Genomic DNA, 14,291 nt, shown 5'->3' with positions numbered 1-14,291 from the left:
ACCCGAAGCCATGTATATGTCGAAGGAGACCGCATGACTACGCTCGGAAGTAAGACAGCCATCAACACCTCACCGCAGCCCCGCCTGATGACCCGCAAACGCTGGGTGATCATCTGGCTTGCGTTCCTGGGACTGAGCATCAACTACCTGGACCGCTCAAGCCTCAGCGTCGCGCTGCCCTTTATGGGCAAGGACTTTGAGCTCACGGCCACGCAGCAGGGCCTCATCTTCGCGGCCTTCTTCTGGGCCTACGACTTCTGCCAGCTCGCCGCTGGCTGGTATGTGGACAAAGTGGGCCCGCGCCGGTCCTTCTCGCTTGCAGCGCTCTGGTGGTCAGTCTTCACCATGGTCACCGCCGCGGCCTCCAGCTTCTGGTCGCTGTTTGCGGCCAGGTTCCTGCTGGGCGCCGGCGAAAGCCCGGCCCCGAGCACGGCAGCCAAGGTGGTGGCCACCTGGTTCCCGGTCCGGGAACGTGCCTTCGCCACCAGCATCTGGGATTCCGGTTCACGCGTCGGCGCCGTCATCGCCCTGCCGATCGTTACCCTCATCGTGGCCGTCACCTCGTGGCACGCCGTGTTCATCATCATCGGCGTCCTGGGAATTATCTGGGCGGCCGCCTGGTGGAAGTACTACCGCAGCCCCGAGGAGCACACCGGCGCCAACGCGGCCGAGGTCAGCTACATCCAGGAAGGCGGAGCACGCGGAACGGCAAGCGATGACGAAGGGGCCACCAAGCTTCCCTGGCGAGCGCTCTTCAAGTACCGCACCATCCTCAGCATGATGTTCGGCTTCTTCTGCCTGAACAGCGCCATCTACTTCTTCATCACGTTCTTCCCTAGCTATTTGGTGAAGGAGCGCGGCTTCAACCTCCTGACGCTCGGTTTCTTCGGTGCCATCCCGGGCATCTGCGCCGTCCTGTGCGGCTGGCTGGGTGGTTACGTGGCCGATCGCGCCGTCCGCGCCGGAGCCTCAGTGAGCAAGGTCCGCAAGACCGCGATCGCCGGCGGCCTGGCGGGCGGCTCGGTCATCATGTTCGCCGCACTCGTCCCGGAAGCCTGGATGGCCCTGGCTCTGCTCTCCATTGCCTACTCCAGCCTCACCGTGGCCGCCACGGGCATCTGGTCCCTGCCGGCCGACGTCGCACCCAGCTCCCGGCACGTGGGCTCCATCGGCGGTCTGCAGAACTTCGCCTCCAACCTCGCCGGCATCTTCACCCCGATCCTGATCGGGGTGCTCGTTGACCAGACCGGATCCTTCGTTGCGCCGCTGGCGGTGATCGGCGCCGTATCGCTGATCGGGGCGGCGAACTACCTGTTCGTCATGGGCAAGATCGAGCCGCTGAAGGTCACGGCGGCAGCCTAGGACACAGCACCCCCCAAAAAAGGCCGACGGCGGCACCCACCCGGGTGCCGCCGTCGGCCTTTGTCAGGCCTGAGCCTGGATTGCGGTGATGGCCACGGTGTTGACGATGTCCTCCACGGTGCAGCCGCGGGAGAGGTCGTTGACCGGCTTCCGCAGCCCCTGCAGGACCGGCCCGACAGCGACGGCGCCGGAGCTTTGCTGGACCGCCTTGTACGTGTTGTTGCCGGTATTCAGGTCCGGGAAGATGAACACCGTTGCCTGGCCGGCCACGGTGGAGCCGGGCATCTTGGACGCCGCGATGGAGGCGTCCACGGCGGCGTCGTACTGGATGGGCCCCTCCACCGCCAGGTCCGGCCGCCGGGCCCGCACCAGCTCGGTGGCCTGACGCACCTCGTCCACCGCCTCGCCGGACCCCGAGCCGCCGGTCGAATAAGAGAGCATGGCCACCCGCGGCTCCACTCCAAACTGGGCGGCAGTCTCGGCCGAGGCCAGGGCAATGTCCGCCAGCTGCTCAACGTTCGGATCCGGGTTCACGGCGCAGTCCCCGTACACCAGCACCCGGTCCGGCATGAGCATCAGGAACACCGAGGACACGATCTTCACCCCGGGGCGCGTCTTCACGAACTCCAGGGCGGGCCGGATGGTGTGCGCGGTGGTGTGCGCGGCGCCGGACACCATGCCGTCCACCACGCCCAGCTGGACCATCATGGTGCCGAAGTAGCTGACGTCCTGCATGATCTCCAGGGCCTTGGCCAGGTCCACCCCTTTGTGGGCCCTCAGCTCGGCGTACTTCTCCGCGAACTTCTGCCGCAGCTCGGAGATGGCGGGATCGATGACGTTGATGCCGGACAGGTCGATGCCGTTGGCTGCTGCCAGCTCGCGGACGTCCGACTCGGGCCCGAGGAGGGTGAGGTCGCAGACGTCCCGTCGGTGCAGGATCTCTGCCGCGCGCAGGATGCGGACGTCCGTGCCCTCCGGCAGGACCACATGGCGGCGCTGGGCCCGGGCGCGCTCGATGAGGTCGTGCAGGAACCGCAGCGGCGTCATCCGTTCCGCCCGCGGCAGGTGCAGCCGTTCCACCAGCTCGGCCTCGTCCACCCTGCGGGACCAGAGGCCCAGCGCGGAGGCCACCTTGCGACGGTGCCCGGACCAGATCTCGCTGCGGACTTCGGAGACCCGGCGGGCCGTCTGGTAGGTGTCCTCGTCTGCCGCGAACACCGGGAACGGCGCCTGGGCCAGCAGCGGGTAGATGTTTGCGTCCGGTGCCAGGCCGCCGGTGAGGATCAGCGCCGAGGCCACGGGAAACTCGGGTGAGAAGGAAGATGCCAGGCAGGCCACCATCACGTCCGCCCGGTCCCCCGGCACGATCACCAGGGCGCCCTCGTCCAGCACATTCAGGAAGTTGCCCACGTTCATGGCGGCAACCTTGATGTCCTTGACGTCGCGTTCCATGTCCGGGGTTCCCGCGATCTGCCGGACACGCAGGGCCGTTGCCACCTCGCCCGTAGTGGGCCGGGCGATTTCTTCGAGTTCGGGCAGGATGTACACGGGCCGACCGGAGGCTCCCGGTTTCAGCGCCGCCGCGATGGCGTCCAGGTCTTCGGCGTCGGCCCTGTTGACCATGATGGCCAGCAGCGAGCACCGTTCGGCGGCAAGTTCCTTGCGGGCAACTTCGACGGCGGCGGCAGTTTCGGCGACAGTCCGCCCTTTGGCCCCCACCACAGCCACCACGGGCGTGGCCAGGTTGTTGGCCAGCCGGGCATTGAGGTCGAACTCGACGGCGGAGTCCTGGCCCACCAGGTCCGTCCCCTCCACGATCACCACATCGCAGTGCCGGGCGATGTCCGCGAAGATTTCAACGCACCTGGCATCAATCTCGGCCCGGTTTCCTTCCGCGAGAAGCCCACGGACTTCCGCATACGTCAGGCCGCCGCGGCACCGCTCATCCTCCAGCGCGAAGCGGGCTTTCATCAGCGCCACCATGGGGTCATCCGCGGACGAGGGGCCGTGGACCACCGGTTTGAAGAAGCCGATCCTGTCCGCATGCCGGTGCAGGGTGTCCGCCAGGCCCAGGGCCACCAGGGACTTGCCCGAGCCGGGGGTGGTTGCGCTGACGTAGATGCCTTTGGCCATGGTCCGCCCTTTGCTGTTCTTGCTGCTGCCGGTTCTCCCATCCTTGCACTTCGCGGCAACCTGCAGGGCACCCCCTCCATAACTGCCGCCAAGTGCCCTCTCGCCCAGGGGTGCAGCGGAAGGTGCCGGCCGCCGTCGTGCATTCCCGCCCGGTTGCTTTCAACGCATCCCAGCGGCGCACCGCGCACCACGGCGTGTCCCCGGCCGAGCCACGGGAAGTCGCGGAGGTAAGCGGGCAGGAGCGCCCGTCCCGATGCCGCATCCCCTTGACACCGGACCCCCTCATGGGATTACCTAATGAACATTCGGTAAATAAAGCTGGAGGCAATGACGCATGGCTGAAGCAACACTTTCCGGGGCCCCCCACCCCCTCCTGGACAACGACTATGCCTCCGAATGGATGGGCATCGAGGTCCTCGCCCTCAGCGACGGGCACGCCACCATCCGGATGACGCTCCGGCAGGAAATGCTTAACGGCTTCGGCATGGCCCATGGCGGAATGATCTTCGCCTTCGGCGACACTGCTTTCGCCCTCGCGTGCAACCCCATCCACCCTGCACCGGGCGAGGAAAACACCATCACCGTGGCGTCCGGCGTCGACATCAATTTCCTCAAGCCGGCGTTCCGCGGCCAGGTGCTCACGGCCGTGGCGGAACGCCGTTCCAGTGCCGGGCGCAGCGGCCTGTACGACATCCAGATCTTTGCCGCCGACGCCGCCCCGGCCTCCGAAACCCAGCCCAGCTCCCCGGGCGAACTCATCGCCGAGTTCCGCGGACGCAGCCGCACCATCCCCAAGAAGTAGGACAACCATGACCCTGCATGCCCCCGAAACCCCCACTCCCGCAGCCGCCGGCATCGACCCCGGCCTGGACCGCGAGGAAACCATCTCCCGCGACGAGCTCGAGGCCCTCCAGCTCAGCCGCCTGCAGCACACGGTGGCCTACGCCTACGACCGGGTACCCCTGTACAAGCGCAAGTTCGACGACGCCGGCATCCACCCCAGCGACCTGCGGGAACTCGAGGACCTGGGCAACTTCCCCTTCACCACCAAGGAAGACCTGCGCCAGGAATACCCGTTCGGCATGTTCGCGGTGCCGCAGAACGAAGTAGCCCGCATCCACGCCAGCTCGGGCACCACCGGCCGGCCCACCGTCGTCGGCTACACCAAGCAGGACCTGGCCGACTGGGCCAAGCTGGTGGCGCGCAGCTTCCGCGCCTCCGGCATCCGACCGGGCATGAAGGTCCACAACGCCTACGGCTACGGCCTGTTCACCGGCGGCCTGGGCGCGCACGCCGGCGCCGAAGCCCTGGGCTGCACGGTCATCCCCATGTCCGGCGGCCAGACCGAACGCCAGATCCAGCTGATCCAGGACTTCAAGCCGGACGCCATCCTGGCCACCCCCACCTACCTGCTCACCATCGCCGACGCCATGGCGCACATGGGCATCGACCCCGCCTCCACCTCGCTGAAGTTCGCCGTCCTGGGCGCCGAGCCGTGGACCGAGGAGATGCGGCACGAGCTCGAGGTCATGATGAACATCAAGGCCTGCGACATCTACGGACTGTCCGAGGTCATGGGCCCGGGCGTCGCCGGTGAGGCCGTGGAGACCCAGGACGGCAGCCACATCTGGGAGGACCACTTCCGGCCCGAGATCATCGACCCGTTCAACCCGATCGCTGGCAAGGAAAACGTCCTGCGGGACGGCGAAAACGGCGAGCTGGTCTTCACCTCCCTCACCAAGGAAGCGCTGCCGATCATCCGGTACCGCACCAAGGACCTCACCCGCCTGCTCCCGGGCACCGCCCGCCCCGCCCACCGCCGCATGGGGCGCATCACCGGCCGCAGCGACGACATGATCATCCTGCGCGGCGTGAACCTCTTCCCGTCCCAGATCGAGGAAATCGCCCTCCGCATCCCTGAGCTCAGCCCGCATTTCCAGCTCGAGCTCACCCGGCCCGAGGGCCAGCGGATGGACCAGCTGACCGTCCGGATCGAGCGCCGGGACACGGTCACCGTTGAACAAAGCACGACGGCGGCACGCACCTTGAAGGAGCAGATCAAGATCCACGTGGGTTCTTCATGCACGGTGGACGTGGTGGAACCGGGCGCGCTTGAGCGGTCCAACGGCAAGCTGCGCCGCATCTATGACCTCCGGCCGAAGGGCTGAAGTTCCGTTGGTGGCGGGCCGTGCCCGGACTTACCGACCGTTCGTGAGAAACTAGCGATTATGCCCAGCGCCAGCAGAACTGCCAGCACCGACGCCCCAGCCGCCAATGGAACCAAGCGGGGGCGTCCCGGCTATGACCAGCAGTCGGTGCTGCGGATTGCTGTCGACGTCTTCAACCGGCACGGCTACGACGCCACCTCGATGGGCATTCTGGCGGAAAACCTGGGCATCTCCAAGTCCGCCATTTACCATCATGTGCCGTCCAAGGGCGATCTCCTCAAACTCGCCCTGGACCACGCGCTGGGCGGCCTCGAAGCCATCCTGGAGCGTCCCGAAGCAACCTCCGGTGCGGCCGACGCCAGGCTGGAGTTTGTGCTGCGGCAGACGGTTGCCGTGCTGGTGGAGCGCCTGCCGTTCGTCACCCTGCTGCTGCGCCTTCGTGGCAACACGGACATCGAGCGGGACGCCCTGGAACGGCGCCGGGCATTCGACCACAAGGTGGCCGGCCTGATTTCGGCGGCCCGCGACGAGGGATCGCTGCGGGCGGACATCGACCCCCGCACCGTATCGCGGCTGCTGTTCGGGATGATCAACTCCATCGTGGAGTGGTACAAGCCGGGCGGCCCCCTCTCGCCGCAACGGCTGGCTGACGACGTCATCACCATGGCGTTCGACGGCCTGCACACCGAAGCGTAGGCTGCCGCTATGGCATGCCGCCGTTAATAATAAGCGTGCTTGGTATTTCTCCTGCTCTCCCGTTACGGTGGGGGGAAGACACCACCCGCTGGAAGGAATTGAACATGAGCCACTCCAAGGAAGAGCCGGACGCAGGATTCATCGTTCCGGATCCATCGAAGCTCCGCGAAGACATTCAAGGCGACTCGGGCGACGAGGCCAACGCGATCCGCTTCAGCGAGGAGCAGGCCCTGATCGAGGAACAGTCACACGGCATCCGGCCGGATACCTACAGCGTTCCGCCGGGCGGCCCCACCATGGAGGAGGCCCGCGGCAACATGGACCTTTCCGACCGCAGCGAAGAAGGCCACGGTACGGGCCGCGAGGACGACAGCAGCGACGACGGCCTGCACGGCGGCGCCGAGAACTGACCGCAAGGTCCCAAGCGTTCCACAACAGGCAGCAGGGGTGCCCCGATCCGACCGGGGCACCCCTGCTTCTGTTTGCGCGTGAACGCGCTTCCTAGACCTGGTATTCCGGATTGGCCGCGAGGCTCTGGTGGACGCAGAGGATGTTGTGCTCTGTGTCCATGAACCATGCGCATTTTTCGGATTCCGTGGTGCAGATGTGGTTTTCCGTCTTCAGGGTGGGCAGGTCGTAGTCCTGGAACATGACACCCCTGGCTTCCATATCGCGGACAGTTTCTTCGATGTCCGTGACCTCGAAGCTGAGCGCCGTATGGTCGGAGTGCTTCCCGTCCGAGACCGGCATCAGCTGCAGCATGGGGCCGCCGTCGGTGCCGAGTAGTTCGCTTCCATCATCTGTCTTTCCGCGGTGCGGGAGTCCGAGCTTTTCGGTGTAGAAGCTGCGGGCGCGGGCTGCATCGTCGACTGGCAGGATGGTTGTGGCTGTGCTCATTCTAAGGGTCATGTGGCCACCTCCTACGGGCAGAATCTTACGCCCGGCCGGCCCAAAAAGCCCCCGACCCCAAACGCCCGCTCACCTTTGACCACCAACGGCCAAACGCCCGCTCACTTTCCCGAGAAAAGTGAGCGGGCGTTTAGAGAGACGCTGCCAAAGGTGAGCGGGCGTTGGGGGGTTACTTCTCCACCAGGGTGAGGACGTCGTAGGTGGCCACGATTTCGTCGTTCTGGTTGGTCAGGACCGCGTCCCAGGCCACCTCGCCGTACTCATCCGTTTCGCGCGGGGTGATCTTCTTGGCGGTCAGGGTCACCCGGATGGAGTCGCCTGCGGCCACCGGCTTGGTAAAGCGGCAGTTTTCCAGCCCGTAGTTGGCCAGGACGGGGCCCGGGGCCGGCTCGACGAACAAACCTGCCGCCCAGGCCAGGAGCAAGTAGCCGTGCGCCACAATTCCCGGGAAGATCGGGTTGGCCTCCGCCGCCTCTTCGTTGGTGTGCGCGTAGAACGTGTCGCCCGTGGTCTGCGCAAAGGCGCTGATGTCCTCCAGCGTGACCTGCCGCAGGTCCGAGCGGACGGCGTCGCCGATCCGGAGCGTGGAGAGGGACTTCCGGAACGGGTGCTCGCCTTCGGTTTCCAGCGTGAAGTTGCGGTCCGCGCCGGTGTGCCAGACGCCGGTGACGGCTGTGAGCATGTTGGGCGAGCCCTGGATGGCGGTGCGCTGCATGTGGTGTAGCACCGACCGTATGCCGCCGAGTTCCTCGCCGCCGCCGGCGCGCCCCGGGCCACCGTGGACCAGGTGCGGCACCGGCGAACCGTGACCGGTGGATGAACGGGCATCCTCACGGTTGAGCATCAGGACGCGGCCGTGGTGGGCGGCGATCCCGGTGACCAGTTCCCGCGCCACTTCGGGGTCGTTGGTGCAGACCGAGGCCACCAGGGAGCCTCCGCCGCGGGCGGCGAGGCGGACGGCGTCGGCCAGGTCCCGGTAGCCGATCACGGACGATACCGGCCCGAACGCTTCGAGCGAGTGGATCGCCTCCGCCTCAGGGTTGTCCCAGTTCAGGACCACGGGGGCCATGAATGCCCCGCCCTCCACCACTCCGGTGGTTCCGTCGGCTGAGGTGACCGACGGCGAATCGAGGGTTCCGTACGCAAGCTCACCGCCGGCGTCGAGCATGGACTGCACGGCCGCACGGACGTCCTCCAACTGTTCCACCGAGGCCAGCGCGCCCATGGTGACGCCCTCGCCGCGGGGGTCGCCAAGGACGATGCGCTCCGCTATGCGCTTGCCGATGGCGGCGGAAACTGCGGGAACCAGTTCCTGCGGCACGATGGCGCGGCGGATGGCCGTGCACTTCTGGCCGGCCTTGACGGTCATTTCGGTGACCACGGACTTGACGAACGCATCGAATTCGGGAGTGCCCTCCGCGGCATCCGGGCCCAGGATGGCAGCGTTCAAGGAATCCGTCTCGGAGGTGAAACGCACACCGCCCTCCACCACATTCGGGTGCGCCTTCAGCGACTTTGCGGTGGAAGCGGAGCCGGTGAAGGCCACGAGGTCGCGGTAGTCCAGCACGTCCAGCAAGCCGCGGACGGATCCTGAAATCAGCTGCAGCGAGCCCTTGGGCAGGATGTTGGATTCAACGATGGCCTTGACCACGGCTGCGGCGACGTAGCCGGTGGGGGTGGCCGGCTTGACGATGGTGGGGACGCCGGCCAGGAACGCCGGGGCGAACTTCTCGAGCATGCCCCAGACCGGAAAGTTGAAGGCGTTGATCTGCACGGCCACCCCGGGGATGCGGGTGTAGATGTGCTCGCCGGCGAAGGACGCGTCCTTGGACAAGACCTCCATGGGGCCGTCCACCACTACCTGGGAGTTGGGCAGTTCGCGCCGGCCCTTGGATCCGAAGGTGAACAGGACGCCGATGCCGCCGTCGATGTCCACCATGGAGTCGATCCTGGTGGCGCCGGTCTGGAAGGAGAAGCCGTAGAAGTGCTCGCGGCGGGCATTCAGGTACTGGGCAAGTTCCTTGAGCTTGAGGGCGCGCTGGTGGAAGGTCAGCTTGCCGAGTTCCGCCTGGCCGGTGGTGCGGCCGTACTCGACGACGGCGGCCAGGTCCAGGCCCTCCGTACTGACCTTGGCCAGGATCTCCCCGGTGCTCGCATCCCGGACGGGCACCGCGGAAGCCGACGAGCCGGCGTCGGGCGTCCACCAGGCATCCCTGACGAAGCTGGGCACTGTCTCCACGGTGTCGACCGTGGCCTGGGGAGCTGTGGCTGTGGTGGTCATCGTTGACGGGTCCTTCCAACACGGGGGCAGGCGAACAGCAGTCATTACTGACCGTCCGTTCGGTAATATATTCACCATACATGAAGTGCCATGCCGCACACTAGAAGGCCGGGACTGAAATGGCCAACCCAAAGGAGAACGTATGAGCGCCCCGCACGAGGATTCCGGCGACAACCAGCCATCGCAGCATGAACTGTGGAAGATCACCCTGGGCGAGCTGGACGAAAAGATGGGTGTGAAGATCCTGGAGGAGTCCGTGGAGCGGGTGGTGGCCACCATGCCGGTGGAGGGCAACCGGCAATCCTTCGGCCTCCTGCACGGCGGCGCCTCACTGGCCGTCGGCGAGGCCGTGGGCTCCTGGGCCGCCGTGATCCATGCCAGCACCATGGGCAAGACCGCGGTGGGGGTGGACGTTTCCGCCACCCACCACCGTTCCGCGCGGGAGGGACAGGTGACCATCACGGCCACGCCCATTCACCTGGGCGGCACGCTGACCACGCACGAGGTGCTGATCACCAACGAGGCGGGCCAGCGGCTCTGCACCCTGCGCATCACCAACCTGCTGATGCGCCGCCACAAGTAGCGGTAGCTGGACCTGGCGAAACCTAGTCGGATCCCCGCTTCCGGCGCCTCACCAGCAGTGTCAGCAGGATCCCGACGACGAGCGCGGCCGCGGCGGCAATGGCTGCGGGAACCAGCGCAGATGATCCTGTGGCGGCCAGGCTCCCGGCCGTAATGTTCCCCACAGGGAGCACGGATGGCGGCGCATCGATGGTGAACGCGAGCTGCGTCGAAGTGGAGGCTACTCCGTCCACGGCCTGCGTTACCGACACCGTGTGGACGCCAACGGCCAGTCCGGCGGGGAACGGAACCTGCCAGGTTCCACCAGCGGCCAGGACCAACGGCGCCAACAGCGTTCCGACGGCACGGGATCCCGTTGCCCCTGATCCAGCGGCGCCGCCCGCCGCCGCGCCGGAGAGTGGCTTCCCGTCGACGGACACCGTCACGTCCGCACCGTTCACTCCCGTTCCCCCAATGATTGCCGGCAGGGAGTCCCGTTGGAGGTGCTGTCCGTCGGAAAGGCTGGTGACGCCCGGTGGCGGAGGCATGACGGCAAAGGCCACCGTGGTCGCCGGGCTGTCGGTAAGGCCCGGGTAGGACTGCACGGCGGTGACGTCCACTTTGCCGGCCGGGGCGGGGGCGGCCAGGGCAACAGTCCAGTGGCCGTCCGACCCAACTAGGACCGAGCCGGGGGCGTCACCGGACAGTGTGATGGTGGCGCCCGGCGTTCCCGTGCCGTCAATGGCCTCCAGCCTGGCCAGCGGCTGGTTGGCACTGGTGGTGATGGTGGGTGCGGGAAGGAACGATGGCGAAATGGCGATGTCCAGTGACACCGGACCGGAGCGGCTGAACCCGTTTACGGTCTCTGCCGTGAAGCTGAACGGACCCGGCGCGTCCGGTGCCGTAAAGGACCAGGTGCCGGCGTCAATGTCCGCGTCGAACGGCTGCCGGCCGGCATAGGTGATACGCACTTGGGAACCTTGGGCTACGGCGGAGGCGGGTGCGGCCGGAACCCGGCCCGTGACGCTGGTGCCGGCTTTGAACGTCTTGCCTGCCGGGGCTGCGAGCTCGGGCTTGTTGAGGAAGAGTTCCAGCTGGTAGCCGGGCAGCACTTTGAGGGAGTCCTCGAGGGTGGCTGCGACGGCGATCGTTTTAACAACGTTGCCCAGCCTGTCCCTTTCGACGGCACCCGCCGAGTGGGTACCCACGGCGTAGTTTCCACTGATCCATGGGCCGCCGGAGTCTCCCGGGCCGGACTGGACGTCATATGACAGGAAACCGTTGAACGCCCGGACGTCATTGGGATCCGCGGGGTAATTCGGACCGCCCACGAGGATGATTCCTATCGCGTCGATGTGGCCGCAGGACCAGTGCGTGGCCCATCCCGAACGGCAAACGGCCTCGCCAACCACTGGGGCCTTGGTACCTATGATCTTGGCGTCAAGCCCGGTGCCGTATCCGTAAGTGTCAGTAGCAGGCGCAGGATCCCAGTTAGGTCGAATGGCTCCGATGACAGCAATGTCAGTGCTAACGTTGCCGGGATCGGTGACGGCCGTGTAGTCGGGGCCCGTAGGAGTGTTTGGATTAAGTACGGGGGAGTTTCCCGGGCCACCGAACTGGCTGAACTCAAAGTTGCCCAGCAGGCTGTCGGACGCACGGGGAAGCAGTGTGGCCGTCTTGGAGGCACCGTCCCCACCACAGTGCCCAGCGGTAAGGACGGCTGGGAGCCCGCTGCGGTCGAAAGCGGAAAAACCGGTGGAGCAGGTCCAGTTCTGGTCTGTCTGGTAGCCGACCCCGCCTGCAACGTCCGCTTCCGGTTTGAGGGGAGCGCCGCCGTCGAGCTCCACATTCGCATACCGGGAGACGAACTGCGTTGGGGAAATCTTGCCGGGGGCGGCCGTGTCCGGCGTGCCGGCCGGGGTGGAGGCCGTTCCCGTGCGGCCACCCTGCGTTGACTGCGCGGACGTAATGCCCCCCGTCCTGATGACGAATTTGCCGCCGGAAGTGACCACTGCCTGCAGCCCTGCCGTCCCCACCTCGCGGACGTACTCGTGGAAAAGCTGTTCGGTGCTCACCGCCACCTGCGACCGCACGCCCTTCGCGGGTGCCGCGGGCGCATCTCCCTGTGCCGTGGCGGCCGGGGAAGCGGCCGACGACGGCGCAACGGCGGATGCCCCGGCGGAAGGCCGGGTAGAAGGCTGAGCAGGGGGCGCCTCGAGGGACAAGCCGGGAATGGTCCCCGCGAGCGCGGCCACAGCAGCCTGCAACGCATTTCCGGAGCCGCTGACAATGATGGAGCCGCCCTCGATCCGGATTCCCACGTTGCCCGGGACCTGGCGCAGCTGAACGGCTGCCGCTGCCGCCTGCGCACCCAGCTCCCCGGCCGCCTCGAACTGCTGGGGGGTGAGCTTGAGGTCCCGCCGTACGGCGTCGTCGAGGGCAGCCTGCGAGAGGCCCGTGGATGGCCCGGAACCCGAGGACGAAGAGGAGGGCGGCGGGCTGGTTGGTGCCGCAGGAGCCGCAGCAGTGCTGCCTGGCGTCGGGGTGGGGGATGCCTCACCGGCGCCGAAGGCGGGATTGGCCACCAATGCAGAGGATGCCAGCATCCCTGCGGCGGCGCCCAGTGCGAGTACCCGGCGCAGGGTGTCGGCGCTGACCCCCCGCCGTTGCTCCGGGGAGGTCCTTTTCCTTGGTGCTGTTGTGTTGCTCATGTCCGTCTCTCTGCCGGTCAACGTGACTGAGGAAACAACAGCACCTCACGTCACATGCGTCACATTGATCCCAGTGTATCCGCGCCTGTGCGGCAAATGGCCAGGACGGCGTCCAGTTCCGCCTCCGGCAACCCGTTGGCCAGGAGGTAGCTCCGGGTATCCAGGCCGCGGACGAACGCCACCACCGCGAGCCCTCGCCGCTCCAGCAGCGGCGCGAGTTCCGCCTCCGCCAGGTACCGTTCGCGGCTGTGCGGCGGTCCGTGCGTGCGGTACCGCTCGTTAATGCCGCGGGCAGCCCGCCGGTATCCCTCGGCGATCGCTTCGTCTGTGTCCCCCGCCAGGTCCTGGACCATGGCAGCGACCAATCCGCTGCGGTCCCGGCCCGCAGCGCAGTGCAGCAGGACGTCCCCCTTCGGCGCTGCCCGGGCTATGCTCCGGAAGATGGCCACCAGATTCTCGGGAAAGAGCCGGGCGTTCTCGGCGTAATGGGCGGGATCATTCATATAGGGGCCGGTAACTGTGGTGAAGCGTGGGTCATCGGGTTCCTCTGTGGGTGCCTGCACCAGGTCGATATCGGACCAGGCCGCGGCCGGAACCACCGGGTCGGTGTCCCGGCGCCGGACCTCCGCTGTGTTACGGAGATCCACGACGGTGCGGATGCCGTCGTCGAACACCTGCCGCCACCCTGACGCCGTCAGCCACTCACGCCGCCCCATGCGGTAGACGCCGCCGGCCACGTGCCACGCGTTGACCGCTCCATCCCAGTCCATGGGCCTGCCAGGTTTTCTTGGCGTCATCCGTGGGCACCCTCGCCGCGGCGGTCCAGCCGGTACTCGAGCCCGGCGCGGACGGCGGGCCATTCGTGGTCAAGGATGGAGAACACCACCGTGTCCCGCAGGTTTCCGTCGCTGGTCCTTGAGTGGCTGCGGAGCACGCCGTCCTGCTTGGCGCCGAGCCGGGCGATGGCCTCCCGCGACTGGCGGTTCAGCCAGTGCGTGCGGAATTCCACGGCCGGGCAGCCTACGGCCTCGAAGGCGTGCCTGAGCAGCAGGAGCTTGGAGTCGGGGTTGGTCCCGGTCCCCTGGACGGACGCCGCGTTCCAGGTGGAGCCGATCTCCACCCGGGGCGTGGCGGCGTCGATGTTCATGTAGGTGGTCATGCCGATGATGCGGCCCGGGCCGCCGGTTGCCGGGTCGATCAGCCGGGTGGTGAACGGCAGCATGGATCCCTGTTCCTGCAGGGCAAGCCGTCGCCTGATTTCGGCGGCCATAGCATCAGGAGCGGGGACCGACGTGTACCAGAGCTTCCAGAGCTCGCCGTCCCTGGCGGCGGCCACCAGGCCGTCGTGGTGCTCCGCGGTGAGCGGCTCCAGGATTACGTGCCGCCCGGTCAGGGTAAGGGGTTCAAGGAAAGTCACTGCACCAGCCTAGGCCCACTCGTTCGGCGGTTAGGCTGGGCAAGCACCTGGAC

General features: G+C 67.0%; 12 protein-coding genes. 6 read left to right on the top strand and 6 right to left on the bottom strand.

Annotated elements, in window-relative coordinates:
• The first annotated feature begins 33 nt into the window (after window positions 1-33).
• A complete protein-coding gene (locus QF050_RS07940) occupies window positions 34-1,362 on the top strand; it encodes an MFS transporter (protein WP_308929949.1) in 1,329 nt (442 codons plus the stop codon).
• A 63-nt stretch (window positions 1,363-1,425) separates the two neighbouring features.
• Here QF050_RS07940 and pta read toward each other — a convergent pair whose 3' ends face one another.
• On the bottom strand, window positions 1,426-3,495 hold the full coding sequence (pta, locus tag QF050_RS07935) for a phosphate acetyltransferase (RefSeq protein WP_308929948.1): 2,070 nt from the start codon (window positions 3,493-3,495) through the stop codon (window positions 1,426-1,428).
• A 334-nt stretch (window positions 3,496-3,829) separates the two neighbouring features.
• Here pta and QF050_RS07930 point away from each other — a divergent pair, with 334 nt between their 5' ends.
• The 4 genes from QF050_RS07930 to QF050_RS07915 all read left to right on the top strand — a co-directional run bounded on the left by QF050_RS07930 (window position 3,830) and on the right by QF050_RS07915 (window position 6,769).
• Window positions 3,830-4,297, top strand: a complete 468-nt coding sequence (locus QF050_RS07930) for a hotdog fold thioesterase (RefSeq protein ID WP_308929947.1) — start codon at window positions 3,830-3,832, stop codon at window positions 4,295-4,297.
• Between the two features lie 7 nt (window positions 4,298-4,304).
• A complete protein-coding gene (paaK, locus tag QF050_RS07925) occupies window positions 4,305-5,663 on the top strand; it encodes a phenylacetate--CoA ligase PaaK (protein WP_308929946.1) in 1,359 nt (452 codons plus the stop codon).
• Window positions 5,664-5,723: 60 nt separating this feature from the next.
• The gene (locus QF050_RS07920; RefSeq protein ID WP_308929945.1) at window positions 5,724-6,359 is read left to right on the top strand and encodes a TetR/AcrR family transcriptional regulator; all 636 of its coding nucleotides are present in this window, start codon (window positions 5,724-5,726) and stop codon (window positions 6,357-6,359) included.
• 104 nt (window positions 6,360-6,463) lie between these two features.
• Window positions 6,464-6,769: a hypothetical protein gene (locus QF050_RS07915; protein ID WP_308929944.1), complete on the top strand. Its 306-nt coding sequence runs from the start codon at window positions 6,464-6,466 to the stop codon at window positions 6,767-6,769.
• A gap of 91 nt (window positions 6,770-6,860) precedes the next feature.
• Here the strand turns inward: QF050_RS07915 and QF050_RS07910 are convergent, their stop codons facing one another.
• Together QF050_RS07910 and paaZ are read right to left on the bottom strand one after the other, a co-directional pair.
• Window positions 6,861-7,256, bottom strand: a complete 396-nt coding sequence (locus QF050_RS07910) for a VOC family protein (protein ID WP_308929943.1) — start codon at window positions 7,254-7,256, stop codon at window positions 6,861-6,863.
• A 181-nt stretch (window positions 7,257-7,437) separates the two neighbouring features.
• On the bottom strand, window positions 7,438-9,549 hold the full coding sequence (paaZ, locus tag QF050_RS07905) for a phenylacetic acid degradation bifunctional protein PaaZ (RefSeq protein WP_308929942.1): 2,112 nt from the start codon (window positions 9,547-9,549) through the stop codon (window positions 7,438-7,440).
• Window positions 9,550-9,691: 142 nt separating this feature from the next.
• On the opposite strand from paaZ, the gene QF050_RS07900 reads away from it, so the two are divergent.
• Window positions 9,692-10,132, top strand: a complete 441-nt coding sequence (locus tag QF050_RS07900; RefSeq protein WP_133830564.1) for a PaaI family thioesterase — start codon at window positions 9,692-9,694, stop codon at window positions 10,130-10,132.
• A gap of 22 nt (window positions 10,133-10,154) precedes the next feature.
• On the opposite strand, the gene QF050_RS07895 is transcribed toward QF050_RS07900, so the two are convergent.
• The 3 genes from QF050_RS07895 to QF050_RS07885 are packed head-to-tail and all read right to left on the bottom strand — an operon-like array spanning window position 10,155 to window position 14,238.
• Complete coding sequence (locus tag QF050_RS07895; RefSeq protein WP_308929941.1) at window positions 10,155-12,821, bottom strand: trypsin-like serine protease; 2,667 nt, start codon at window positions 12,819-12,821, stop codon at window positions 10,155-10,157.
• A gap of 59 nt (window positions 12,822-12,880) precedes the next feature.
• Complete coding sequence (locus QF050_RS07890) at window positions 12,881-13,591, bottom strand: tyrosine-protein phosphatase (RefSeq protein ID WP_308929940.1); 711 nt, start codon at window positions 13,589-13,591, stop codon at window positions 12,881-12,883.
• 23 nt (window positions 13,592-13,614) lie between these two features.
• Window positions 13,615-14,238: a GNAT family protein gene (locus QF050_RS07885; RefSeq protein WP_308929939.1), complete on the bottom strand. Its 624-nt coding sequence runs from the start codon at window positions 14,236-14,238 to the stop codon at window positions 13,615-13,617.
• Window positions 14,239-14,291 lie beyond the last annotated feature (53 nt).

This window comes from Arthrobacter sp. SLBN-112, from assembly GCF_030944625.1.
Lineage (GTDB): Bacteria > Actinomycetota > Actinomycetes > Actinomycetales > Micrococcaceae > Arthrobacter.
The sequence above is the reverse complement of the archived record's forward strand: the minus strand, read 5'-3'. Positions and strand labels throughout refer to the sequence as shown.

What these genes read in the sequence shown, in the direction of transcription:
- QF050_RS07890 (WP_308929940.1), bottom strand. Translation starts at nt 13,591, where the DNA reads ATGGACTGGGATGGAGCGGTCAACGCGTGGCACGTGGCCGGCGGCGTC.
- QF050_RS07895 (WP_308929941.1), bottom strand. Translation starts at nt 12,821, where the DNA reads ATGAGCAACACAACAGCACCAAGGAAAAGGACCTCCCCGGAGCAACGG.
- paaK (WP_308929946.1), top strand. Translation starts at nt 4,305, where the DNA reads ATGACCCTGCATGCCCCCGAAACCCCCACTCCCGCAGCCGCCGGCATC.
- pta (WP_308929948.1), bottom strand. Translation starts at nt 3,495, where the DNA reads ATGGCCAAAGGCATCTACGTCAGCGCAACCACCCCCGGCTCGGGCAAG.
- QF050_RS07940 (WP_308929949.1), top strand. Translation starts at nt 34, where the DNA reads ATGACTACGCTCGGAAGTAAGACAGCCATCAACACCTCACCGCAGCCC.
- QF050_RS07920 (WP_308929945.1), top strand. Translation starts at nt 5,724, where the DNA reads ATGCCCAGCGCCAGCAGAACTGCCAGCACCGACGCCCCAGCCGCCAAT.
- QF050_RS07900 (WP_133830564.1), top strand. Translation starts at nt 9,692, where the DNA reads ATGAGCGCCCCGCACGAGGATTCCGGCGACAACCAGCCATCGCAGCAT.
- QF050_RS07930 (WP_308929947.1), top strand. Translation starts at nt 3,830, where the DNA reads ATGGCTGAAGCAACACTTTCCGGGGCCCCCCACCCCCTCCTGGACAAC.
- QF050_RS07915 (WP_308929944.1), top strand. Translation starts at nt 6,464, where the DNA reads ATGAGCCACTCCAAGGAAGAGCCGGACGCAGGATTCATCGTTCCGGAT.
- QF050_RS07910 (WP_308929943.1), bottom strand. Translation starts at nt 7,256, where the DNA reads ATGAGCACAGCCACAACCATCCTGCCAGTCGACGATGCAGCCCGCGCC.
- paaZ (WP_308929942.1), bottom strand. Translation starts at nt 9,549, where the DNA reads ATGACCACCACAGCCACAGCTCCCCAGGCCACGGTCGACACCGTGGAG.